The organism is Undibacterium pigrum (assembly GCF_003201815.1).
In the GTDB taxonomy this organism is placed as follows: Bacteria; Pseudomonadota; Gammaproteobacteria; order Burkholderiales; family Burkholderiaceae_D; genus Undibacterium; species Undibacterium pigrum.
On the sequence record NZ_QJKB01000010.1, the window covers coordinates 88,163 to 112,362 of the forward strand.

The following is a 24,200-nucleotide window of genomic DNA, read 5'->3' on the forward strand; positions in this document are numbered from 1 at the left end:
TTTATATTTGTATTTATGCTGTAGTTCTATTTACTTTTTTTCAAACGCTCAAGTTCATACTCAGCCAGAGGTCGATACGGCGCAGTCAAAATACCTTTTTCCATTGATCGCTGCAGATACACCATCGCTTTGATCTTGTTCCCATTGATGATATTCAATTGAGCAATGTAAAAATAAGCCTCTGCCAGATCTGCATCAAGCTCGTCTCCGAGGCGTTTGTGCACCTGCTGCAAAACCTGTTCTTCGGTTTTCCCTGCAGCACTGCTCGCAGCCAGCATGACACTCAGCCAGTCATCATTGTTATCCATGCTCACAGGCAAACTGGCTTGCGCATTCTGACGCCTTAGCGCCAGTTGACGCATGATACTGGCACGCAACCTGGCCTGACTGGCATTGCTTTGTTCTGCTGCAAGAGAAAAACTGTCTGCAGCTTCCCGCCACTTGCCAAGGCCATACAATGACATGCCACGCAGCATAAATAACTTGCTTTCACCTTGCCCCTGAGACAGCAAACGCGCACTGTCAGCATCACTATTCTTGAAATCACCCATCGCAAAATAGGCATTCGAGCGGCAGCGTAAATATTCCTGGGTATCAGGCATGTCCTTTTTTACTGCAAGTAAATCTGCATTGGCATCAGATTTGCGGCCTGTGCGTGCGTAAGCCACAGCACGTTCACAGAGAGCAAGGGTCAGGTTATTGCCATTTGCCCTTGCTTCATTAATCAGACTTGATTTACTGCGTATTTCTTCTTCGAGTTGTTCCCTGATTTTCTGTTTCAAAGGCAATTCGGGCTGGTCGCGGGCAGTTTCGCGCAAATCCGTTTTGCGAATTTGAACGGCCCCTTCCAGCATGTTGCCTACTTTCCTGGTATCGGCCATAAATTCAACAACGTCTTGCGATGCCACTCTGTCCTTCACGCCATGCAATTCGACAAGTGCTTTGTAGACGTTTTGTTTGAACGTCAAGGTCTCATTGGCGAAAAATGCCGGATTCTCAATCTTGGCGATGGACGGCGTGTAATTCGCATTTACTTCATCGGGCAGCCTGACTTCCAATTCATAGCGTATCAAAGGGACTTGGATTGGTACCGTCAAGGCATGCTTGCGTTTTGGATTCTCTGGAACATAAAAGCGTTCACGCATATTGGACGCCTGATAACGCATCTGCCATCCCAGAGAATTTTTGACAAATAGCCCGGGTATCTGGAATTTCAATTCGATATTGACGGTATTGGCCTGACGATTATCAGTAACGACAGGCCCGGATTTTAATTCTGCCTGGGGGTAACGCCTCAGCACCGAGGCTATATAGGCATTTTTCAACTGCTCCCTGGTTTGACGCGCCAGATAAGAACGTATCTGTTCGGCTTCAACACCAGAATATTGATGGGTAAGCTGAAACTCGGCCACACCATCGAATTTATTCAGTTGTATTTTTTCCAGGCGGCCATTGATGGTAGTTGTACCCTCTTCATTACGAGGAATAGTAGCGAGTTCGTAAGTATCCTTTTGAATCACCAGCACTTCAGCACCTGCATGTACCTGTCCCATATTGACCAAGGGGCCATACTGGGCAGCTCTGGTAGGATCAAGGTAATAGATTTTTCCGTTGACCTTGACCCGTACAATGGCATGATCAAATGTCGTCGGTGAAGGCAGCATTTTTCCTGGCATTTTGGGATTGGATGCAGAAATCAATACTGGTGCTGCTTCTATGCCCAGCTTGCGCAAGATAGTCACCAGCAGCAAAGACTTGTCCTTGCAATCACCGTAACGACGTGTCAGCACTACATCCGGCGGGAAAGGCTTATGAGAATTTTCACCTATGGAAATTGACAGATAACGTATCTCGCTCTGTACATAAGCCAGTGCACGTTGAACGGTTTCATCTGAATTGGCCGCGCCGCGCAAACTGGCAACTACCTTATCAAGCTCAGGGCTGCTAGCATTCACATCGAATAAAGCTTGTGCCCATTGGTTCACTTGTTGCCATTGCGTGAACTCCGAGAACTGTATGAATCTGAACTGGAAAATATCGCGCGGCACATAGGGCTCGAACTCTATGGCCTTGACCTGTTCCGCAGACAAAGTAATGATCTTCCTGCCACCAGCCTGCTCTTCCCTGGTCTGGATGCTACCACTGCCCTGACCAAGAATACGGTATTTTATCGGCCTGTTGACAGGCGTACTCAGGCGTATGCGCTTGCGTAAGATGGTATAACTGTTATCCCATACCAGGGTCGAAAAAAAATTGCCATCAAAAACAGGATTCTGACCTGTGGTGGTATAGGCAACATCAACGACATCACCTACCCGTATATCTTCTATAACAACAGAAGCCGTGACTGACCCGGTAAAAATGCCCGAATCAAGATCACTTTCCATTTGCAAGTAACGAATATCAGCGGTACCAGTCTTATCAAATACCTGGCTGCCCCGTATCACCCGGATACTATGCAAGCCCACTTTCTGGTACTCAGGATGAAACGGGATTTCTATCCGGCCCACCTGGGTCAACATGGAGGCTTCATTTGCCTGCATCATGCGATGCACATAGGTACCAGCCTGCTTGTCCACGAAAATCTGTACATCGGACAAACGTACCACCAGTGGTGCGCCAGTAGCGTCTGCAGCTTGAGGCCCATTATCCTGATCCACCCATGCAGGCACAGGCTCTCCCCGGGTCAGATTTTTTTCAAATCGCTGGGAATCCAATGGTTTCCCACTCGCCAGACTTTCAGCTTGCAAGGCATGCACAGCACCAACATGCAGCATGTTCAACAGGAATGCAAAGAGAAGGAAACTGAAACTGCTACTGGATTTTTGATGCAGCCTGATCAGTTTGAACAGCTTCAACATGGATGAGGAGGTAGATGGCGTCATAAGTATGCAATGCACGGTTCATTTGCTTGAAATCCATCATCAAGAAAAGTGAATAGCATTGTGCCGTCATAAGCCAGGAGAACAAGGACCAGATCGATCACCTATGAGCCCCGAAGCAAAGATCCAACAAGCTGTGCTTACCTTGAAAATCAACTTCGAGATTTGTTTTTCGCCTTGATTCTATCAGAAGCAAATATCGCTTTGTTAAAAACTGTGGCGATGAAATGCCTCAAAAAAACCAACTTCTCCAGCAAAACATGGATGGAACCGTAAAAGAAAAAGCCCCTTGCTTAACACAAGGGGCTTTTCGATATCTTCGCTCACCTGTCTGGAATTTATTCCAGCCAGAAGTCAAGATTCTGATTACATATTTTCTATCATGACGTCGCCGAAACCGGAGCAAGACACTTGTGTTGCGCCTTCCATCAGACGTGCGAAATCATAAGTGACTTTCTTGGCAGTGATGGCTTTTTCTGTCGCGCTGATCAACAGATCAGCTGCTTCCAGCCAGCCCATGTGACGCAACATCATTTCTGCGGACAAGATCAGGGAACCTGGGTTCACATAGTCTTTACCGGCATACTTGGGTGCTGTACCATGAGTTGCTTCAAACATGGCGATAGAGTCAGACAGGTTCGCGCCTGGAGCAATACCGATACCACCAACCTGAGCTGCCAGCGCGTCAGAGATATAGTCGCCGTTCAGGTTCAGTGTAGCGATAACGCTGTACTCTGCCGGGCGCAACAGGATTTGCTGCAAGAATGCATCAGCGATGGAATCCTTAACAGTGATTTCTTTACCTGTTTTTGGATTCTTGAATTTGCACCATGGGCCGCCGTCGATCAGTTCAGCACCGAATTCTTTTTGTGCCAGAGCATATGCCCAGTCACGGAAACCACCTTCGGTGTACTTCATGATGTTGCCTTTGTGGACGATAGTCACAGATGGCTTGTCATTGTCGATAGCGTACTGGATCGCTTTGCGTACCAGACGTTCTGTACCTTCGCGGGATACTGGCTTGACGCCGATACCTGAAGTTTCTGGGAAACGGATTTTCTTGACGCCCATTTCTTCTGTCAGGAACTTGATCAGTTTTTTAACCTGGTCAGAGCCTTCAGCGAATTCGATACCAGCATAGATATCTTCAGAGTTTTCACGGAAGATGACCATGTCTGTTTTTTCTGGCTCACGCACTGGGGATGGCACGCCTTTGAAATAACGCACTGGGCGCAGGCAGACATACAGGTCCAGCTCTTGACGCAGGGCCACGTTCAGGGAACGGATGCCGCCGCCAACTGGCGTAGTCAATGGGCCTTTGATGGAAACAACGTAGTCTTTCAAGACTTTCAGTGTTTCTTCTGGCAACCAGACATCAGGACCGTATACTTTAGTGGATTTTTCACCTGCATAGATTTCCATCCAGCTGATTTTGCGCTTGCCTGCGTAGGCTTTAGCTACAGCCGCATCAACGACCTTGATCATGACCGGGCTGATATCAACACCAGTACCATCGCCTTCGATAAAAGGGATGATAGGATTGTCAGGAACATTCAATGAAAAGTCAGCATTGACGGTAATTTGTTTACCTTCAGCAGGTACTTGAATATGTTGATACATCGTTTTCTCCGTGGTTGGGCGATCAAGCGGGTCACGCTTTTCTCATCATCTGCCTTGCGTATTTATATTTTATAGAGCAATCACTCTTCTATAAGACACAAGACCATCTTTTCGTATTATGCACTACTATTTTACCGTATGCCATCAGTTTGTCAGCTTGCTGGCCTCACGGATGCTTCGGTTTTCACGTACTGCGCTATTTGAAAATACAAAATGGCAAGTTCATGGCAATCTTGCTCATCCTGGCCAGAGACATCGTGATAATGCAGAAAACCATTACTCATATCCCATCTGCCATTCTTTTGTATGCGCGCTATATTCTACCTAACTTGTACTACCTGACTGAGAATGCAATGCGGCAGATTCCATCATTGCATTTTACGGTTACCATATTGCCATGAAACTGATTTTACTCAACAAACCATTTAATGTGATGTGCCAGTTTTCGGCACACCCCAGCCGCCCTACCCTGGCTGACTATATCAAGATCCCGCACATCTATCCGGCTGGCAGGCTGGATGCAGATAGTGAAGGACTGATATTACTGACTGATGACGGACAATTACAAAACCGCATCAGCCACCCTGAACACAAGCAAGCCAAGACTTATCTGGTGCAAGTCGAAGGCACACCCACCAAGGAAGCATTGGAGAAACTGCGCCAGCCCATGGACCTGGGTGATTTTATTACCCAGCCCTGCATCGTCAAGCATATACATCCACCAGAATGGCTGTGGCCACGCAACCCGCCAGTACGCGAACGGGCAAACATACCAACCAGCTGGCTATGCCTGATTTTATCTGAAGGGAAAAATCGCCAGGTCAGGCGCATGACGGCAGCGGCAGGCTTGCCTACACTGCGCCTGATCAGGACCAGCATAGGTGGTTTTTCACTGGAAACCCATCCCATGTTACCCGGCGAATGGCAGGAAGTTAAAATTTAAACAATGTTTGCACAGAAATTCAGAAAAAAATCCATAATCCTTATAAATTAATTAGAATTCTTGTCAACGCCCAATTCACCGGTAGCGTTGTTTGCCTTGATTCAAGTGAATCATTCTTAACCGATACTTTATGAAGGACACGAAAATGAAAAAATTGATCGCCGCTCTGGTTGCAGGTCTGTTTGCTTCTGCTGCTTTCGCCCAGGCACCCGCTCCTTCAGCCTCCGCTGCAGCATCCACTGCTGCCTCCAAGCCAGCAAAAAAAGCGAAGAAAGCTAAAAAAGCTAAAGCTGCATCTGCATCCGCTTCTGCATCCATGTAAATCTGTCGCTAGCAGCTCAGAAGCAAGGCAGGCTTACCCCCTGCCTTTTTTTTGCGCCTGAAATTTTGTATCAGGAATTTTGAACGACAGTTATAGAACAGGCATCAAAAGCCCAAATCAACAATCTGCTCCGAAAAAGGCAAAAGCCGCAATAAATTGCGGCTTTTTTTCACTTCAGGCGTCAGTGCCGTAGCACTGACTTACAGCTTTAGAAGCAGGCTTGAATTAAGCCAGTGCTTTCAAAGCAGATGCCAGACGGCTCTTATGGCGAGCTGCCTTGTTTTTGTGAATGATTTTCTTGTCAGCGATACGGTCGATAACCGATACGGAGCTTTGGAAAATTGTTGCTGCAGCAGCTTTGTCACCAGCTTCGATTGCTTTACGAACAGCTTTGATTGCTGTGCGCAGCGTGGAGCGCTGGCTGGAGTTGTGTGCATTTTGTTTAACTGCTTGACGAGCACGTTTGCGTGCTTGTGCGGTATTTGCCATGAGATTTCCTAAACGTGGTCAAAGCGACGAGGTCAAAACATTTGATTTAAATGCCACGCCGCAAAAATTCTATACAGCTTTGCAGTATAACCGGATTTATTTTTGATAGCAAGCATTCCTGTCGATTCTTGCAACAGGCATGCATATTTCTGCTGTTCCAGCGAAATTTGCGCAACTGTCATGCTCAAAATCTGCACGACTGTATCTATGCGACTGGTGGTGGGGATGCAAAACTAAGCGAAGCATGATTTTACTATCAATGCCATTTCTCTGCCGACACTACCGCAAAAAGGATGAATATGCACTGCAAGCCGATGACCTTAAAGGGAAAACATGTCACTCTGGAAGCGCTGGAACAGCATCACCTGGCTGATATCCAGAATGCCGCAGCCGATGGCGAGTTATGGAAACTGTTTTTTACCTCAGTCCCCCCCCCTGATAATACTCAAAACTGGCTGAATATCGCCCTGGAGATGCAACAACAGCAAAAAGCCGTGCCCTTTGTCGTTCGTGAAAATGCGACTGGCCAGATAGTCGGTGCCACCAGATACTGTAATATGGATATCAATAACAAGCGCCTGGAGATAGGCTATACCTGGTATGCGCAGCGGGTGCAGCGCAGCCCGGTGAATACCGAATGCAAGCTGCTGTTGCTGGGCCATGCCTTTGAAGAGTTTGGCTGCATCGCTGTTGAATTCCGCACTGACTGGTTCAACCGTCGTTCACAGGCGGCAATAGAACGACTGGGCGCCAAGCGCGATGCGGTTTTGCGCAACCACATGATTTTGCCTGATGGCCGCATCCGTGATACGGTTGTATACAGCATCCTGAATTCTGAATGGGCAGGTGTCAAAAAGAACTTGCAATACATGCAAACCAAATACGAAGCGTAATATAAGAAGCGCAATACTAGTAAGCGAATGGAGAATGACAAGTGCTGATCGATTTTTTCTTTACCCTGAAAGACGCCAAGATTCCGGTATCCATCAAGGAATTTCTGATGCTGCTGGAAGCCATGGAAAAAGGTCTGGTCAGCATGTCACTCGACGATTTTTATTTCCTCTCGCGCACCATCATGGTCAAGGATGAGGCGCATTATGACAAGTTCGACAAAGCCTTTGGTCTGTACTTCAAGGGTATAGACACTATCTTTGAAAAACGCCCCGACATCCCCCTGGACTGGCTCACAAAGCGCATGGAACGCGAACTGACGGATGAGCAAAAAGCCGCCATCGAAAAATTTGGCTATGACAAGCTGATGGACAGGCTACAGGAATTGCTCAAAGAACAAAAAGAGCGACATGAAGGTGGCAACAAGTGGATAGGCACTGGTGGTACATCTGCCTTTGGTAATGGCGGCACCAATCCTGAAGGCATACGCATAGGCGGCAAAGGTGGTGGTCGCAGTGCCGTCAAGGTGTGGGAAGCGCGCGCCTTTCGCGATTATGATGCTGAACGCGAACTCGGCACCCGCAATATCAAGGTTGCCCTGCGCCGCCTGCGTAAATTCGCCCGTCAGGGTGCAGAAGAAGAACTGGCACTGGACGCCACCATCAAGGCCACTGCCAACAATGCTGGTTACCTCGACATCAAGATGCAGCCTGAGCGCAAGAACAATATCAAAGTACTCATGTTGCTGGACGTAGGTGGCACCATGGATGACCACATCGCCCAGACTGAAGAATTATTCTCTGCCGCCAAGACAGAATTCAAGAATATGGAGTTCTTTTATTTCCACAATTGCGTCTATGACTACCTGTGGAAAAACAACCGCCGTCGCCATGCAGAAAAATTCCCGACCTGGGATGTCTTGCGCAAATACACGCCCGACACCAAGGTCATTTTCGTTGGCGACGCCACCATGAGTCCCTATGAAATCCTGCAGGCTGGCGGCTCTGTTGAATACAACAATGAAGAAGCCGGGGCGACCTGGCTGCAGCGGTTTACGTCGGCCTTCCCGAAATACATCTGGCTGAATCCTGAACCGGAAGGCCTGTGGCAATACCGTCAGTCTATCTCTGTCATCAAGCAGATTATGAGTAACCGCATGTTTCCGGTAACGATAGAGGGTCTGGAGCGGGGAATGAGGCTATTAAGTAAGTAACAGCAGACCAGAAAACAAACTTTGCCAGGCTACACTGGCAAAGTTTTCTTTTATCGGGTCGTGGAGATGCGATTAAGCTGAGGACGAGATGGGTACTGCGCTACGTTCAGCGCAACTGCAAAAACTTCTGTATCGTTGACAAAACCTGCTTCCTCGACAAAGGCTTGGTCAAAAAGCCTTCACAGCCTGCCTGTTGCGCATTTGCAACCTTATAATTAAAGCTCTTATCCACCAGAAAGATTACAGTCGTCCTGCGGTCTGTATTCTGCTTTTTTAACTCGGCACACAGGCGGTAAGGGTCAATATCTGGCGTAGAAGAATTAATCATCGTCATGGCGTGACGATTATTTTTATCCAGCATCAAGGCGCTGCGCTCATCTGTTGCCAGTGTCACGGTGATGCCATATTTATCCATGATCATGGCGACATACTCGCGAAAACGTATGTCCTTGTCGACGATCATGATGCCGCCCCTGGGCACACTGGGCCTGCGCATCTTTTGATATTCGGCGGGATCGGTCAGGTCAAGATCAAGACGTTCGCGGCGGCGGCGCTCAGGCACAGCCACTTCGCCAAAGGCACTTAGGGTGGTCAGCAAAAGCTGGCGGCGGTCTATCAGTTCATCGAGAACGTCGAACAGCTTGCGCCAGCGTATAGGGCGTGGCATGGACTGATAATGCAAATTGACTTCAGTCTTGCCAATGAGCAATACAGGCTGTGCTCCGCCCAGATTGAGGTCGGACAGGGTAGCCAGTGCTTTTAAATCTTCTGCGTTGACAATATGAATGTCAGGATCTTGTAAACTACCAGTTTTTAAAACCAGATAGCGATAACCCTTCTCGCGGAGAACGGCAAGAACGGTTGAGAAGGTTTCTTCCTCTTTTGGAGAAAATCCAAGCAGTCGGATCGCGATCGTTGGAGTTTTTGTTGGCATCGTTTTTCCATCTTACACATTGCAGCTTCGATCATTGCAGCTACAATAGCTGCAAAAACGCTGCAAGAATACAGCTTAATTCTGCCAGCCTCGCAAAAAAATTGCAAAACATCATCAAAAAATTAACCAAAACAACAGATTTTCATTCGCATGGCCACTAAAAAAAATACTTCTCCGTCAGACTATAGCGAATCATCCATCCGAGTACTCAAAGGCCTGGAGCCGGTCAAACAAAGACCGGGGATGTATACACGCACCGAAAACCCCCTGCATATCATACAAGAGGTCATCGACAATGCCTCGGATGAAGCGCTGGGCGGACATTGTAAAAATATCCTGGTGACCATCAATGCTGATACCAGTATCAGTGTAGAAGATGATGGCCGCGGCATTCCAGTTGGTTTGCACCCTGAAGAAGGCGTGCCTACCGTGGAAATCGTCTTCACCCGCCTGCATGCTGGCGGCAAATTCGACAAAGGTTCTGGCGGTGCATATGCCTTCTCCGGCGGCTTGCATGGTGTGGGCGTATCGGTCACCAACGCCTTGTCCAAGCGTCTGGAAATCACAGTCTGGCGCGAAGCCGGCCTGCACAACCTGACTTTTGCGAACGGCGATGTGATAGAACCGCTGCGCAGCCAACCGCTGGCGCGCGGAGACAAAAAGAGCGGTACGCGTGTCACTATCTGGCCAGATGCCAAGTATTTTGACAGCGCCAACATCCCGCAAGGTGAATTGCAACGCCTGTTACGCTCCAAGGCAGTCTTGCTGCCGGGCGTTAAAGTCACGCTGACCAATGCCAAAACTGGCGAGAGCCAGACCTGGCAATATGACCAGGGCTTGCGCGGTTATTTGACCGAAGCACTGGCGCAGTCTTCCCATGGTGAGCCACTGATCCCTTTGTTTGAAGGCGAGCAATTTGCCAATTCCGACAGTGACGGCTTTGCCGAAGGCGAAGGTGCATCCTGGGTAGTGGCATGGACAGAGGAAGGCAATGTTGTCCGCGAATCCTATGTCAACCTCATCCCTACGCCCGCTGGTGGTACGCATGAATCCGGCTTGCGCGAAGGCTTGTTTGGTGCGGTGAAGAGTTTCGCCGAGATGCATTCCCTGCTGCCCAAGGGTGTCAAGCTTCTGCCGGAAGACGTATTTGCCCGCGTATCCTTCGTTTTGTCCGCCAAGGTACTGGACCCACAGTTCCAGGGCCAGATCAAGGAAAGGCTGAATTCACGCGATGCAGTGCGCCTGGTATCTTCTTTTACCAAGCCACCGCTGGAACTGTGGCTGAATTCCCACGTGGAATACGGCAAGAAACTGGCTGAACTGGTCATCAAGCAAGCGCAATCGCGCCTGCGCTCTGCCCAGAAAGTGGAAAAGAAAAAATCTTCAGGCGTGGCCGTCTTGCCAGGCAAGCTGACCGATTGCGAATCGAATGATATTGCCCGCAATGAAATCTTCCTGGTCGAGGGTGACTCTGCCGGTGGCTCTGCCAAGATGGGCCGTGACAAGGAATTCCAGGCGATTTTGCCATTGCGCGGCAAGGTGCTGAACTCATGGGAATCTGAGCGCGACCGTCTGTTCGCCAATAACGAGATCCATGATATCGCCGTTGCCATCGGTGTCGATCCACATGGTGTGAATGAGATCGTTGATTTCACCAATCTGCGCTACGGCAAAATTTGCATACTCTCTGATGCTGACGTTGATGGCTCCCACATCCAGGTCTTGCTGCTGACGCTGTTCTTCCGTCACTTCCCGCAACTGATTGCACGCGGCCATATCTGCGTGGCGCGTCCGCCACTGTTCCGCGTCGATGCACCTGCACGCGGCAAGAAGCCGGCACAGAAAATCTACGCACTGGATCAAGGGGAACTTATCGCCATCGAAGACAAATTGCGTAAGGACGGTGTCAAGGATGGCGCCTGGGCAATTTCCCGCTTCAAGGGTCTGGGTGAAATGAATGCCAGCCAGTTATGGGAAACCACCATGAACCCGGATACACGCCGCCTGCTGCCAGTTTCTCTGGGTGAGTTTGATCAGGTCTTTTCTGAAGGCCGTTTCAATATGCTGATGGGCAAAGGCGAAGCCGCCGCCCGCCGTGCCTGGATAGAAGAGCATGGGAATGCTGTTGAAGCTGATATATAAATATCTGACCTTACAGACCACAAAAGAATACAAAAAATACGAATAGAACCATGAGCGAACAAGCGAATTTATTTGATCAAACTCCACCGCCACCAGGCGATGGTGAAACCCTGACCCTGGCGACCTTTGCGGAACGCGCCTACCTCGATTACGCCATCTCGGTCGTCAAAGGCCGTGCCCTGCCCGATGTATGCGATGGTCAAAAACCGGTGCAGCGCCGCATTTTGTATGCGATGAATGAGCTGGGCCTGAACTCTGCTGCCAAGCCGCGTAAATCTGCCGCCGTCGTTGGTGATGTACTGGGTAAGCTGCATCCGCATGGCGACCAGTCTGTTTATGATGCGCTGGTGCGCATGGCGCAGGATTTCTCACTGCGCTACCCGCTGATTGATGGCCAGGGTAACTTCGGCTCACGCGATGGTGACGGCGCTGCGGCGATGCGATATACCGAAGCACGGCTGACACCGATCTCCAGATTGCTCATGGATGAAATCGACCAGGGTACGGTCGATTTCCAGCCTAACTATGATGGCACTACTGAAGAACCAAAATTGCTGCCTAGCCGCCTGCCTTTCGTCTTGCTGAATGGTGCATCTGGTATTGCAGTTGGCCTCGCGACAGAAATCCCTTCGCATAACCTGACTGAAGTTGCAAAAGCCGCAGTTGCCCTGATACGCAACCCGGCCATGAAACATGCCGAGTTGATGGAATACATCCCCGGCCCCGATTTCCCGGGTGGTGGGCAAATCATTACGCCAGCCTCCACCATCGCCGATATGTATGCGACTGGCCGTGGCAGCATGAAGGTGCGTGCACGCTGGAAGATAGAAGAAATGGCACGTGGCCAGTGGCAAGCCGTCGTCACAGAATTACCGCCTGGCACGTCCTCACAAAAGGTGCTGGAAGAGATTGATGAGCTGACCAACCCAAAAATCAAGCTGGGCAAAAAGACGCTGTCTCCAGAACAGGTGGCACTGAAACAGGTCATTCTGTCAGTGCTTGACACCGTGCGTGACGAATCCGGCAAGGATGCACCGGTACGACTGGTACTGGAACCTAAATCCAAGAATCAGGATCAGGCCGAGTTCATGCAAATGCTGCTCGCCCATACTTCACTGGAAACATCTGCATCGATCAATCTGGTGATGATAGGCGGCGATGGCCGTCCACGTCAGAAAGGTTTGCTCGATATTCTCAGCGAATGGATAGCCTTCCGCTTTACCACCGTCACTCGCCGTACCCAGTTCCGCCTCAAAAAAGTGGATGACCGCATCCATATCCTGGAAGGCCGTGAAGCGGTACTGTTGAATATTGATGAAGTCATACGCATCATCCGTGAATCTGACGATCCCAAGCCTGCGCTGATTGCGGCCTTCAAGCTGTCAGATATCCAGGCGGAAGATATTCTCGAAATTCGCTTGCGTCAGTTGGCGCGTCTGGAAGCCATCAAGATACAGCAGCAACTGGATGAATTGCGCAAAGAAAAAGCCGGCCTGCATGATCTGCTGGAAAATCCTTCTTCGATGAAACGCATGCTCATCAAGGAAATCGAAGCCGATGCCAAACAATTTGGCGATGCCCGTCGTACGGTTATCGAAGAAGCTGCCAAAGCATCGATAGAACAAAAAGTCATCGATGAACCGGTCACCGTCGTCATCTCGGAAAAAGGCTGGGTACGTGCACGTACCGGTCATGGTCATGACAATGGCCAGTTCAGCTTCAAGGCGGGCGACAGCCTGTACGGCACCTTTGAATGCCGCACGGTAGACCAACTACTGGTATTTGGCTCGAATGGTCGCGTATATTCCGTCGCCGTCTCTGCCCTGCCGGGTGCCCGTGGTGATGGCGTACCTATCACTACCCTGATAGACCTGGCCGCTGGCAGCAAGATTTTGCATTACTTTGCTGGCAGTGCCGACATCAGCCTGCTGTTGTCATCGACTGCTGGCTATGGCTTTACTGCAAAAATCGGCGACATGGTAGGCCGCATGAAAGCCGGTAAAGCTTTCATGACACTGGAAGAAGCAGACCAGCCTTTGCCGCCAGCCGTAGTCACTGACGACGCCAGCGCGATTGCCTGCCTGTCAGAAAAAGGCCGCTTGCTGGTCTTTGGTCTGGCTGAAATCAAGCAACTCTCCAGCGGTGGCCGTGGCGTGATTTTGATGGAACTGGAAGACAAGGAAAGCCTCGTGTCAGCCCAGGCGATAAGCCAGCGAGGCGTGCGCGTGCTTGGCATAGGTCGTGGCGGCAAACCTCAGGAAGTCAATCTCAGTGCAACAGGTCTGGGCATCCATATCGGCAAGCGTGCGCGCAAAGGCAAGGCACTGGAAGCGAAGATCAAGGCTAGTGGTTTGCAGAAGATCACGGCAAAAGAGTAATGGCTGTTTGCGCTTGACCTGTAGTATTCGTTGAATGTGATATTGAAAATCGTCCATGACCTAAGGGTCCTGGACGATTTACTTTTTTAAAGTTGTCGATAAAAGCAGGCATACCACCAAATACACTGACAACTTGACTAGAGCGGCAATATTTCTTTTCGTGGCCTTTTAGAAAATCTTGTCTTCCACTCGACTACATAGTCCCTTGCTTGCTTGACATCTTTTGCTGTCATGGCTAAATCAGCTATTTGCAAATAACTGTCAGCAGTTTTGCAAACCTTGCAATCCTTCATCGAATTGGACTTTGCGATCAAAAGCCACTTATAAGCTTTGATTGAGTTGGTGGATTTTTTAAAGAAAGACTCTGCCCCAAGGCTTCCATTCTTGTCATACCTGTCAAGATAAAACTTAAAAAGCAGAAACTGTGTTTCGACATCACCTTGATCAGCCGCCTGTTCAAACCTCTTTTCCGCTTCTATGTCATCTTGTGGGACGCCATCGCCATTCATGTAGACTAGACCAAGATCATGTTGCGCGTTGACGCTGCCCATATCGGCTGCAATCCGGTACAGCCTGATTGCTTCAGCTTGATTTTTTACCGTCCCCTCACCACGACGGCTAGCACTCGCCAAGCGCATCCACGCTTCCGCCATGCCATGATCGGCTGCTTTTCTATACCAGTTCAGGGCCAAAGCACTGTCTTTTGCTACACCCAGACCTTCCTGGTATAAGTGAGCGATATTGAATTCCCCCATAGGAGAGCCCGCATTGGCAGCTGCCTGATACCATTTCAATGCTTCAGCATAATTTTGTTTTACGCCAAAACCTTGCTCATATAAATAACCCAGATTGGCCATCGATTCCAGATGCCCTTGTCTGGCTGCCTTGCTCATCCAGGTAAATGCCTCATCGCCATTCTTGGCAATATCGTCACCTATCATGTAAATGAAGCCCAGACGTGCCTGAGCAGTGACTAGACCTTGCTCTGCTGCTTTCCGGTACCACTTCAATGCCTTGTTGACGTCTCTGGAATGTGCTTGATTTCCTATCCCCTGGTCATACAACATTGCTAAATTATTTTGTGCGACAGGGTCGCCATGATTCGCAGCTTTTTCATACCAATACAGTGACTGGGTGTCACTCTTCGTAACAGCAAATCCATTGGCGTACATGAATCCCATGGATGTCTCGGCCTTTGCAAAGCCACTCTGAGCTGCTGGGCGAAACCATCTCAATGCCTCATCATAGTTTTGAGAAACGCCCTTGCCTGTTGCATACATCAGACCCATTTGATATTGAGCATCTACATCGCCCTTGATGGCTTTCTCACGTAAACCCTGAATCTTCGTCTCATCAAGTCTTGCACTGCTTACAGGCTGCGCATCTTTTTCACTTGCAGTCGACATGCCTGCTGCACTGTACATCAAGAATGCCAGGCAAATTGCATGCAATAAGCTCACCCCTGAAATACGGCATTCGATCATTTTGACATCAATGTTTTCTTTACCCATCTCTTCTCTCAATTTGCATATGTCGTATGGAGTGCGGTATCCACAAAAAATCATGTGCCAAATTATAAAGACTTTTGAGATTCAAGTTGATGCTACTTTTGATTTTCGCAATTCTTATGTGCACTAGGTCTTTATGAAAAAGGAATCTCGCCTTGCTGGGCGAGATCTTTGCGCAAAAGGATTGGGGCGCAGCACTAGGATTAACCTGGCTAAGCGTATGAGATAAATGGCCGTGTACAGAATGCGATGAACGCCACTAGACTCCTGCTTAAAATATGGATGAGTGAAACCACTAAGACTGCTGCATTTGACCTGAAAGGCCTCTGTAAAGATGTCCTATTTCCTCAACTTCAACACCCACCTCGGCAACAGATTCAAGACTGCGATGAGCCACTTCATCTGCCAGGGAAACACAACTCTGTCGCGTCGCGCAGTAATCGCATCCACAATCAGAGCCACTGCCTTCTGCTCAGACATGATAAAAGGCTTGTGACTGGCATCGCCCTCATTCAGGGCACGCAGCTTGGCGGTATCAATATAGCCAGGCACTATCGCTGTTACAGCAATTGAAAATGGCTGGAGCGCAATGCGGTAGGTATCGCACAAGCTCAATACATTGCGCTTGGTCGCGCTATACACGGATGCGCCTGGATAATCATGCAGCAAACCTGCAACCGATGAAATAGCCACGAGTTGTCCCGACTTTTGCCTTAGCATTTTCTCAGCCGCGAGTTCAAACGCATGGCTCAAACCGCTGACATTGGTACGCAGCATATGCAAAGTCGCAGCCTCATCCAGCAAGTGGCTACGGGTATTGAAATAAATACCAGCGGTGACGATCAGCATGTCCAGGCCTTGCGCGGCAAAGTCATTGATGGCTTGCGACAAGCTGGTTCGGTCTGCGATATCGACCTGGTAGCTGATTGCATTGTGAAAATCAGCAGGCAGGCGTTGCAGGTCGCGACCACAGACTGCCACCCTGTCGCCGCGCTGCAAATAGTGGCGCGCCAGTGCCAGGCCTATGCCGCTGGTTCCGCCTATCACCATGATATTCATGCTCAGGCCATGCCCCGGCTATATTTATCACTGCTGCGTATCATGGTTTCGTCATAGGCAGCTTCACGGGTAAAGGCTTCCATGCCACGTGCATAGCCATATTGCCATTGAGCTTCCATATAGGCGACATAGGTGGCGTAATTTTTTGGCATTTGCAAAGTGATGCGGTTACGCCGCCAATCGAGTTTCTTTTGTACGGCTTCTTTGTTGAGCAGTGTCGCCACGTCTGACGTATCGATGCGCACATCAACAGGCTGGCCATTCACATAACGCAGGCGGGCATTGCCATCCAGGCCCAATACTGTGCGCCAGGCAGGGATGGAAAAAGCCTGATCAAAGCTTTGCTTAAATTCCATCATCACTTCATCGGCCAGGCGTCTGGCCACTTCTATAGGAAACAAGTCCAGTACGCCGCCAAAATAATGGCCATTGGCATGAGCGTGGCAACGGAAGTAAAACATGTCAGTGATGGAAATGCGTGCCGCCAGGCTGGTTGACGTTTGCACATCGCATAATAATTCTTCTGAAATGGCATGCTCGCCCCAGCGTGCATCTGCCAGCGGTGAAGCCATACCATCCAGCAATGCTGCGGCTTTGGGATCACAAAACACGGTTTCAGCAAATAATTTGCGCTGGCCACGCAACTGGCCAACCTCATTTTCATTAAACAGCAGTTTGCCGCCTATGATGGCAGTCGCGACTGATTGTTCGCTGGCTGCTACCTTGGGCAAAGGCAGTTCTGACGGGATTTCAAACAGGTATTCATTGAACAGATCGGGTATGGTCGCTGCAGAGCCGCGTGAAAAACCACGCTTGGCAGCCAGGGCCAGGGTGCGGACTATGCCTGCCCTGGGCGAGGATTGCAGGCCACTCCAGTAGTGATACATGTCTTCTGAACTGAGCCAGGCCTTGCGCTGTGCATCGTCGGGCAAACCAGAAATAATGCTGGCCGCAATAGAGCCACCGCAACTGGCCAGCAGTACATCTGGCGCACGGCCAGCCTCACAGGCTGCTGCGTACATTCCCAGATAAATACCAAAACGAAACCCACCGCCTGCAAATACCATGCAGCGTTTATATTTTTTAACTTGATTCATCCTGCTAAAATATCACACTGTTAAGACCATACGCATCTTAAATGCCGTCCTCTCCTGCAACTGTGCAACACCGCTTGCGTCATTTGTTGCTGAATACCCTGACGTTTGCCCTGTGTTATCTGACCGCCAATGCGCTGGCACAGCATTTGGGCGTCAAGCGTCATGCTGTCTTGCCATTTGAGGCTGGCATCCCATTTTTACAATGGATGATCCTGCCTTACCTGAGTTCTGGTCTGTTTTTTTGCCTGGCCTTCTTCATGGTCAGCAGCCAGGATCAATTACGCCTGCTCAGCCAGCGCCTGCTATTGGCGACGGTCTTAGCAGCCTTCGTCTTTGTGCTATACCCCCTGCAATTCAGCTGGCCCAGACCCGCCATCTCTTCTGCCTGGTGCGCATATTTATATGATTATCTGGCCATGATGGATAAACCATATAATCAATTACCATCATTGCATGTCACTTACTGCGTCTTATTCTGGACTGCATTGCGGGAACACGTGCGCCCCGCCCCCTTGCGCATAGCCCTGGCGGCCTGGTTATTGCTGACTGCCATTTCTACCCTGTTCACCTATCAGCATCATCTGCTGGATGTACTGGCAGGTCTTTTGCTGGCAGGTTTTTGCATACTGCTAGTCACGCCAAAAAAGACTGAACCACAGGTTGCATTCTATTACCTGATATTTGCCAGTCTGTTTCTGATCACAGGTGTCATCGCCAGTCACAATCTGTTCACCCTGTATATTGCATGCAGCCTGCTGCTGGTCAGTCTGGCTTACTATCGTCGTGACCGGTATTTCCTGCACAAGCACAAGGGACAGCATCCATGGTGGATCTGGCTTATGTATGCGCCCTACCTGATTGGCTACCAGTTAACCTGGTATGCCGTCGTCTGGCGAGAACGACGCAAGCCTGTGATTATCAAGCTGACTGAACAATTACTGGTAGGCCGCCGCCTGAGTGCCAGAGAGGCAAGGCAATTGCCGCCAAATTGCAGCATCATAGATCTCGCCAATGAACTCAGCGAAACCCCGGCTTTGCGTAAGCATGACTACTGGCATTACCCCTTGCTGGACCTGGCAACACCAACAAACGCAGCAATGGACGAGATTTTGCAGCGTCTGCGCGAAGAAATCACTGCTGGCAAAACAGTGTATCTGCATTGCGCCATGGGTTATAGCCGATGTATATTGCTGGCCAAACTGTATATGTCACAAGGAATGAACAATAAGCCATGAGCTTTTCCATTTACCAATTGAAGCCGCGCTTCCAGCAATTGCTGCAACCCTTGCTGGCTGGCCTGGCGAAAAGACATATCACGCCGAATCAGGTAACTTTGCTGGCGATGTTTTTATCCATCTCTTACGGCATTGCACTGGCCTGTTCCCCGCAAAGTAAAGGCTTGTGGCTGGGCCTGCCGGTTTTCATGTTTGTGCGCATGGCGCTGAATGCAATAGATGGCATGCTGGCCAACTTTACCCAGCAAAAAACTGCCTTTGGAGCGATTCTCAATGAAGTTGGCGACCAGGTTTCAGATGCCGCTTTGGTCTTGCCCTTTGCCCTGGTAACGGGGATACAAGTACCCTTGCTGATTGCGGTAGCCATGCTGGCTTTGCTGACGGAATTTGCTGGCGTAGCTGCCTTGCTGGCAGGCTCAAAACGCCGCTTTGATGGCCCCATGGGCAAAAGCGACCGTGCTTTTGCCTTTGGTTTGCTGGCCCTGCTGGTAGCATTTCAGCTACCAGCGATATGGTTAAATGCCGTGTTGACCATCGTCCTGCTGCTTTTATTCTGGACTTTGTTCAATCGGATAAAACGGGCACTGCCGCATCACGCTGCGCCACCGACACCGTAAATATCCCAGCGATGCCAAGCTGGGTTGCAATCTTTTTGCAACCTATACTGGCAACCAGGGCATCCATTTCGGCCTGCGGACGTGGACGCATTTGCCATGACTGGCCGCGATGACTATTCAGTGTTTTGGCTATCATCAATAATTGTGGGTGCCATGGCTGGCCGGTGTAAACCAGATGCCCGCCAATTTTCAGTTGCTGCTGTATGCCACGCAAGGACGCCAATACCAGTACATTATCACTGAACAGCTCATACAAGCCAGAGACGATGACGATGTCATAAGCGTCTTCTTCTGCCGGGTAACTGGTTGCGGCAAAGGCGTCGCGGCACTGATAGCTGATCTTGTTTTTTAATTGCAAGCGTTCAGCCAGCAATTTGGCCTGATCCAGATTAGCCTGGTCAAAATCACGCAGACTGATTTCTATATCGCGATTCTGGAAACGTTTGATGGTTTCCAGCACATAGCGGCCGCCACCAGCAGCAATATCAAGTATGCGCACAGGTTGGCCAGCCGGGTATTGCTGTATCAGGTCAGACAGGGTCTGCTGCATCTGCGCCTTGCGCTGGCGTATGCCGCGCCAGCCTATGGCATCGATATAGCCGCGGTCTATCATGCCACCGATCAGCAAACGGCCACCGGCCTGGTTGCGGTAGACGTAATCGAGCGAGGCACCAGAATCAAAGCCATGCTCCAGACCTATGCGCATGCCATTACTGAGCTTACCCAGATGACTGAGCATGAATTTTTGCATGCCGTAAAAGGCGTTTTCCAAAGCACCACCCAATTTACCCTGCTGCAATGCCTGGTACTGGCGCGCACTCTGGCTCAAGGTATCGGCCTTGAAGTAGTGCGACAAAGGCAGCAAGTCTTTCGTATAGCATTCATTGATGAAATCCTTCGCTGCCTGTATGGCTTGCTGCGCCTGGCTTTCGCTCTCATAAAAAATCGCGTGGTGGCAATTTTCTATGAGGACATAGCGTTTCAGTGTGGAAGAGATAGTTTCAAAGAATTGTTTTTGCGGAGCCTGTTTGACGACATAATCCTTGTCAGCCACCAGCATCAGCACTGGCGCATCTATCGCCTGCGCATCCTCGACCACGCGCTTGGCAGTATCAGCCAGGTCCAGCAAGACCCGGGCAGAAATATTCTTGGTGATCAGCGGGTCGGCATCATAGGCCTTGGCCTGTTCAGCAGAATGCGTGAGCATGGATGAACGTATATAGCTGGTGACAAACAAGTCCGGCTTGAAGCAGGTGGCAAAACGCAGGGCTGGCTTGGCCAATGGCACATACAGATTGATATCAAATGCCGCTGCAGCCATGACCACACCACGCACGCGCGGCGCATAGTCATGCAGCCAGGTTGCGGCAATCACGGCACCCACACTGTTTGCCACAATGAGCATGTTTTCTTTGGCTATGCCATAACTATGCTGGATATGATTGATGAAGCTGTCAAAATCACGCACCATGGTTTGGAAATCAGGTGCATCACCACGCTCCCCCGGCGAATTGCCATGGCCGCGTGCATCCCAGGCAAACGCCCAGTCCTGGGTAAAACCAAATTGCTCTACCAGCGGGCCTATACGGCCAGAATGCTCATGACCACGGTGCAGAAAGATCAAGGCTTTTTGCGCCTGACCTGCAGGGACTGCCAAAGGTTGCCAGATACGATAAAACAAACGGGTACTGTCATGGCTGTCAAAGCCAGATTCACTGCACAGCCATTTTGTTTGCAATTCGGTTGTCATGCATAATCCTTTATTAAATATTCATTTTTCAGAACAGGAGACCCAGATACAGCAAGGGTGCGGTCAGGACCAGGCTATCCACCCTGTCGAGTATGCCGCCATGTCCTGGTATCAATTCAGAAAAATCCTTGATTTTCAAATAGCGTTTTGCAGCTGAAAATATCAGGTCACCGGCAAAACCACCGAGTGACAGCAAGACGCCCATCAACAACAAGTAAGTGGGGCTGGCCAGATGCAAGTACATGCCCAGGCCAAGTGAAACCAGCATGGAAATCACCACACCTCCCATCAAACCCTGCACGGTTTTATTGGGGCTGATGGTAGGTGCTATGGTTTGCCTGCCAAAAATTTTGCCACTGACAAACTGGGCAATATCGTTGAGGGCGGTGACGACAAACAGGTAAAAAAACCAGGCCATCCTGACTTCGTTTGAAAATGGCAGTGTCAGCAACTCCAGCATGAAGCTCAGGCCATAGCAGAGCAGCAGGAACAGCATGAGAAGTAACTGATTACGCTGCCGCCAGATGAAAAACTGCAAGGCTTGCAGGCACAATAAGGCGGGCAAGATCAGGCTGGTATCAAAGTTGTCGATATACTGCAAAGAAATCTGCAGCGCCAGCAATATCAGGCAAGGCAGGAAAAAGCGCCATCGAGGGCCAGTATAGTGCAGAGACAATTCACGCACGGCCAGCACGACGATCAGCAAGGCCATCAAGAGCGGACCCACTGGATATAAAAACAAACTCAGGCTGACGACAGGAAAAAGAAACCACCAGGCATTGACCTGCTTGCGCAACTGGCTTTCGGGCGAACTATGCCTGCCTACGCCAACACTTGCGAAAGCCAGAAGCAGGTAGAGCATCAACATGGCACCCAGAGTAGGATTGCCGAGAAGAAATTTTGGTAACACTAATCGACCTGAACAACAATGAAGATAGGTCAGTGTACACCGAACTCAGCACCAGCTTGCTTTTTGAATATGTAAGTATTGGAAACAGCGAGGTCTCTTCGCTCGTCAAAAGCAAAACAGGTTACTGTAGCTTATCGCTCAGTAGCCTGTTTATTGTGCCTACCAACGTCAAGCCAGGCTGATGCGGTTTCGCCCTTGCTGCTTCGACACATACATAGCTGCGTCGGCTATATCAAACAATTCATCGGCATCCAGCGTGGACTCAAGATCAGCCACGCCACCCGAAAAACTGACGGAAAAGTGTCCGCCCTCGCAGTGCTGCTGTATCTTGGTAAATGCCAGCCTGACCTGATCAAGCACGCGGCGGGCTGTTGTCGCCGTCGTATCCGGGAAGATCACTGCAAACTCTTCACCACCATAACGACCCACAATGTCGCTGCGGCGCAAGCGCTGGCGTAAAAGCCTTGCCAATGTACGCAAGACCTGGTCACCAGCAGGATGACCATAGGTATCATTGATATATTTAAAATTATCCAGGTCTATCATGGCCAATGCCAGTGGTGAACCGGTACGGCCAGCTTGCGATATCTCGGATGCCAGTTGCTCTTTGATGGCAGTGTGATTAAACAAACCAGTCAAACCATCACGCATGATGAGAGCGCGCAAAGAACGATAACGTTCAGCCCTGGAAGCGATCGATGATTTCAGATATTCAGGTGCCACCGGCTTGGTGATGAAATCATCTGCCCCTGCCCTGACGGCATCGAGTTGCTTGCTGAGGTCAGCTTCGCTGGACAAGAATACGATGGGTACATCGACATAGGAATTATCTTGCCTGATCAGGCGTGACAATTCCACCCCACTGCACACTGGCATATAGATATCCATGAGCAGCAATTCAGGCCGGAAGTCTGTCATCACCGTCAATATCTGGGTAGGATCATTGAGCAGGTAGACATTCATGCCAGCGTCGCGCAAAATCGCCCCATAAAACTTCGAGGTGACAGCATCGTCGTCGATGATGAGCACGCGATAGCCCTTGTTTTCATCGAGTTGCAACAGGGATTCTATGCGTTCCGTCAGGGCGACGACATCAACCGGCTTGGTGAAGTAACCATCACCGCTGGCACGCACAGCCAGCAAGCGAGAATCAAAACTGCTGGAGCGCGAGACAAAGACAGTAGGAATACGGAAACGCTCTATCTGCTTGATGCGTGAAATTTCTTCAGCACCAGCAACCTTGCCTTCAGGGAAACTCAGTTCTATGACGATGACATGCGGCCTGCGGGTGGCGACAGCCTTGGCCAGGGCGCCTAGGTGGTTAATACGGACTATTTCGTAACCAAAATGCTCAAGTTGTACCGTGATTTCCTGGTTTTGCGCTTCATCTTCATCCACCAGATAAATCAGATGCGGGTCACTGACATCACGCTCTTCTTCCTGCACGCTTTCGGCAACGCCATTGACTGGTACGTTGTCGTGTTTTAAAGCATATTCAAAATAGCGATTGACCTCGTCGGCATAGGACTTTAACTCTTCGGCTTCCCAGGCCTTGCCTTCCAGATGTGGCTTGAGGGTAGATTCAAATACGCGGGCCTGTGCCCCGATTTCGGCAAAGCCAAAGGTACCCGCGGAACCTGCCATGGTATGCAGGTGCCGGTGCAGTACAACCATGGACTCTTTGTCGTCAGGTTGTTCGACTACCTTTTGCAAGGTTTGCGTGATCTCGTCAAATTTGGAAGGCAGTTTCTGTAAAAAAATAGCCTCGAGAGCGCGCAATTTTTCTTGCAGGCTATCATTTTTGTCAGACATTTAGGCTTTCTCCTGCCATAAGCCCCGCACCTGAATTGATAGTTCCATAGGATCAAACGGTTTTGCAATCACGCCTATGGCGCCCAGCGATTTATAAAATTCCATTTCAGACGACTGCACCTTGGCAGTCATGAAGATAACGGGTGTTGTTTTTGTGATAGGCAATTTGCGCAATTCAGCCAGGGTAGTCGGGCCATCCATATTTGGCATCATGACATCCAGAAGCAAAAGATCAGGAACAAAGCCAGCGCTGACTTCAGCAATAGCCTGCGCCCCTGAACTACAAGTCTTCAAACTGAAACCACCGACAACTTCCAAAGCAATTTGAGCCACGGTTTGTATATCAGCATCGTCTTCAACATACAAAATGCTGGCGAGCGTTACAGAAGTCATTGCTA

At 49.8% G+C, this 24,200-nt stretch carries 20 protein-coding genes; 8 read left to right on the forward strand and 12 right to left on the reverse strand.

Annotated elements, in window-relative coordinates:
* Positions 1 to 26: 26 nt before the first annotated feature.
* Positions 27 to 2,885 carry a DUF3857 domain-containing transglutaminase family protein gene (locus tag DFR42_RS22930; protein ID WP_110257377.1) on the reverse strand — a complete coding sequence of 953 codons (2,859 nt, stop codon included), beginning with the start codon at positions 2,883 to 2,885 and terminating at the stop codon, positions 27 to 29.
* A 363-nt stretch (positions 2,886 to 3,248) separates the two neighbouring features.
* Positions 3,249 to 4,502: an NADP-dependent isocitrate dehydrogenase gene (icd, locus tag DFR42_RS22935; RefSeq protein ID WP_110257378.1), complete on the reverse strand. Its 1,254-nt coding sequence runs from the start codon at positions 4,500 to 4,502 to the stop codon at positions 3,249 to 3,251.
* 397 nt (positions 4,503 to 4,899) lie between these two features.
* Here icd and DFR42_RS22945 point away from each other — a divergent pair, with 397 nt between their 5' ends.
* The gene (locus DFR42_RS22945; protein WP_110257380.1) at positions 4,900 to 5,445 is read left to right on the forward strand and encodes a pseudouridine synthase; all 546 of its coding nucleotides are present in this window, start codon (positions 4,900 to 4,902) and stop codon (positions 5,443 to 5,445) included.
* A 145-nt stretch (positions 5,446 to 5,590) separates the two neighbouring features.
* Positions 5,591 to 5,767, forward strand: coding sequence for a hypothetical protein (locus tag DFR42_RS29315; protein WP_170133646.1), 177 nt, complete (start codon positions 5,591 to 5,593; stop codon positions 5,765 to 5,767).
* Positions 5,768 to 5,992: 225 nt separating this feature from the next.
* Here the strand turns inward: DFR42_RS29315 and rpsT are convergent, their stop codons facing one another.
* Complete coding sequence (gene rpsT, locus DFR42_RS22950) at positions 5,993 to 6,256, reverse strand: 30S ribosomal protein S20 (protein WP_110257381.1); 264 nt, start codon at positions 6,254 to 6,256, stop codon at positions 5,993 to 5,995.
* A gap of 32 nt (positions 6,257 to 6,288) precedes the next feature.
* Positions 6,289 to 6,438 (reverse strand): hypothetical protein, encoded by a 150-nt coding sequence (locus DFR42_RS29320; RefSeq protein WP_170133647.1) that lies wholly within the window; start codon positions 6,436 to 6,438, stop codon positions 6,289 to 6,291.
* A 111-nt stretch (positions 6,439 to 6,549) separates the two neighbouring features.
* On the opposite strand from DFR42_RS29320, the gene DFR42_RS22955 reads away from it, so the two are divergent.
* A complete protein-coding gene (locus DFR42_RS22955; protein WP_110257382.1) occupies positions 6,550 to 7,149 on the forward strand; it encodes a GNAT family N-acetyltransferase in 600 nt (199 codons plus the stop codon).
* Positions 7,150 to 7,190: 41 nt separating this feature from the next.
* Complete coding sequence (locus tag DFR42_RS22960; RefSeq protein ID WP_110257383.1) at positions 7,191 to 8,360, forward strand: vWA domain-containing protein; 1,170 nt, start codon at positions 7,191 to 7,193, stop codon at positions 8,358 to 8,360.
* A 106-nt stretch (positions 8,361 to 8,466) separates the two neighbouring features.
* On the opposite strand, the gene DFR42_RS22965 is transcribed toward DFR42_RS22960, so the two are convergent.
* Positions 8,467 to 9,294, reverse strand: a complete 828-nt coding sequence (locus tag DFR42_RS22965) for a response regulator (RefSeq protein WP_110257384.1) — start codon at positions 9,292 to 9,294, stop codon at positions 8,467 to 8,469.
* A 150-nt stretch (positions 9,295 to 9,444) separates the two neighbouring features.
* Here DFR42_RS22965 and DFR42_RS22970 point away from each other — a divergent pair, with 150 nt between their 5' ends.
* Positions 9,445 to 11,436, forward strand: coding sequence for a DNA topoisomerase IV subunit B (locus tag DFR42_RS22970; RefSeq protein WP_110257385.1), 1,992 nt, complete (start codon positions 9,445 to 9,447; stop codon positions 11,434 to 11,436).
* A gap of 50 nt (positions 11,437 to 11,486) precedes the next feature.
* Positions 11,487 to 13,814, forward strand: a complete 2,328-nt coding sequence (parC, locus tag DFR42_RS22975; RefSeq protein WP_110257386.1) for a DNA topoisomerase IV subunit A — start codon at positions 11,487 to 11,489, stop codon at positions 13,812 to 13,814.
* Between the two features lie 137 nt (positions 13,815 to 13,951).
* On the opposite strand, the gene DFR42_RS22980 is transcribed toward parC, so the two are convergent.
* The 3 genes from DFR42_RS22980 to DFR42_RS22990 all read right to left on the reverse strand — a co-directional run bounded on the left by DFR42_RS22980 (position 13,952) and on the right by DFR42_RS22990 (position 17,478).
* On the reverse strand, positions 13,952 to 15,325 hold the full coding sequence (locus tag DFR42_RS22980; protein WP_170133648.1) for a tetratricopeptide repeat protein: 1,374 nt from the start codon (positions 15,323 to 15,325) through the stop codon (positions 13,952 to 13,954).
* Between the two features lie 336 nt (positions 15,326 to 15,661).
* Positions 15,662 to 16,381, reverse strand: a complete 720-nt coding sequence (locus tag DFR42_RS22985) for an SDR family NAD(P)-dependent oxidoreductase (protein WP_110257388.1) — start codon at positions 16,379 to 16,381, stop codon at positions 15,662 to 15,664.
* A 2-nt stretch (positions 16,382 to 16,383) separates the two neighbouring features.
* Positions 16,384 to 17,478 (reverse strand): patatin-like phospholipase domain-containing protein, encoded by a 1,095-nt coding sequence (locus tag DFR42_RS22990; protein ID WP_110257389.1) that lies wholly within the window; start codon positions 17,476 to 17,478, stop codon positions 16,384 to 16,386.
* Positions 17,479 to 17,519: 41 nt separating this feature from the next.
* On the opposite strand from DFR42_RS22990, the gene DFR42_RS22995 reads away from it, so the two are divergent.
* The gene (locus DFR42_RS22995; RefSeq protein WP_110257390.1) at positions 17,520 to 18,713 is read left to right on the forward strand and encodes a phosphatase PAP2 family protein; all 1,194 of its coding nucleotides are present in this window, start codon (positions 17,520 to 17,522) and stop codon (positions 18,711 to 18,713) included.
* On the forward strand, positions 18,710 to 19,330 hold the full coding sequence (locus tag DFR42_RS23000) for a CDP-alcohol phosphatidyltransferase family protein (protein WP_110257391.1): 621 nt from the start codon (positions 18,710 to 18,712) through the stop codon (positions 19,328 to 19,330). Before DFR42_RS22995 ends, DFR42_RS23000 begins: the two co-directional genes overlap by 4 nt.
* Here DFR42_RS23000 and DFR42_RS23005 read toward each other — a convergent pair.
* The 4 genes from DFR42_RS23005 to DFR42_RS23020 form a co-directional block, all read right to left on the reverse strand.
* The gene (locus tag DFR42_RS23005; RefSeq protein WP_110257392.1) at positions 19,278 to 21,080 is read right to left on the reverse strand and encodes a bifunctional alpha/beta hydrolase/class I SAM-dependent methyltransferase; all 1,803 of its coding nucleotides are present in this window, start codon (positions 21,078 to 21,080) and stop codon (positions 19,278 to 19,280) included. The genes DFR42_RS23000 and DFR42_RS23005 overlap by 53 nt on opposite strands.
* Positions 21,081 to 21,108: 28 nt before the next feature.
* Positions 21,109 to 21,990 (reverse strand): phosphatidate cytidylyltransferase, encoded by an 882-nt coding sequence (locus DFR42_RS23010; protein ID WP_146218948.1) that lies wholly within the window; start codon positions 21,988 to 21,990, stop codon positions 21,109 to 21,111.
* Between the two features lie 168 nt (positions 21,991 to 22,158).
* Positions 22,159 to 23,802: a diguanylate cyclase gene (locus tag DFR42_RS23015; protein ID WP_110257394.1), complete on the reverse strand. Its 1,644-nt coding sequence runs from the start codon at positions 23,800 to 23,802 to the stop codon at positions 22,159 to 22,161.
* The gene (locus DFR42_RS23020; RefSeq protein ID WP_110257395.1) at positions 23,803 to 24,195 is read right to left on the reverse strand and encodes a response regulator; all 393 of its coding nucleotides are present in this window, start codon (positions 24,193 to 24,195) and stop codon (positions 23,803 to 23,805) included.
* Between the last annotated feature and the right edge of the window lie 5 nt (positions 24,196 to 24,200).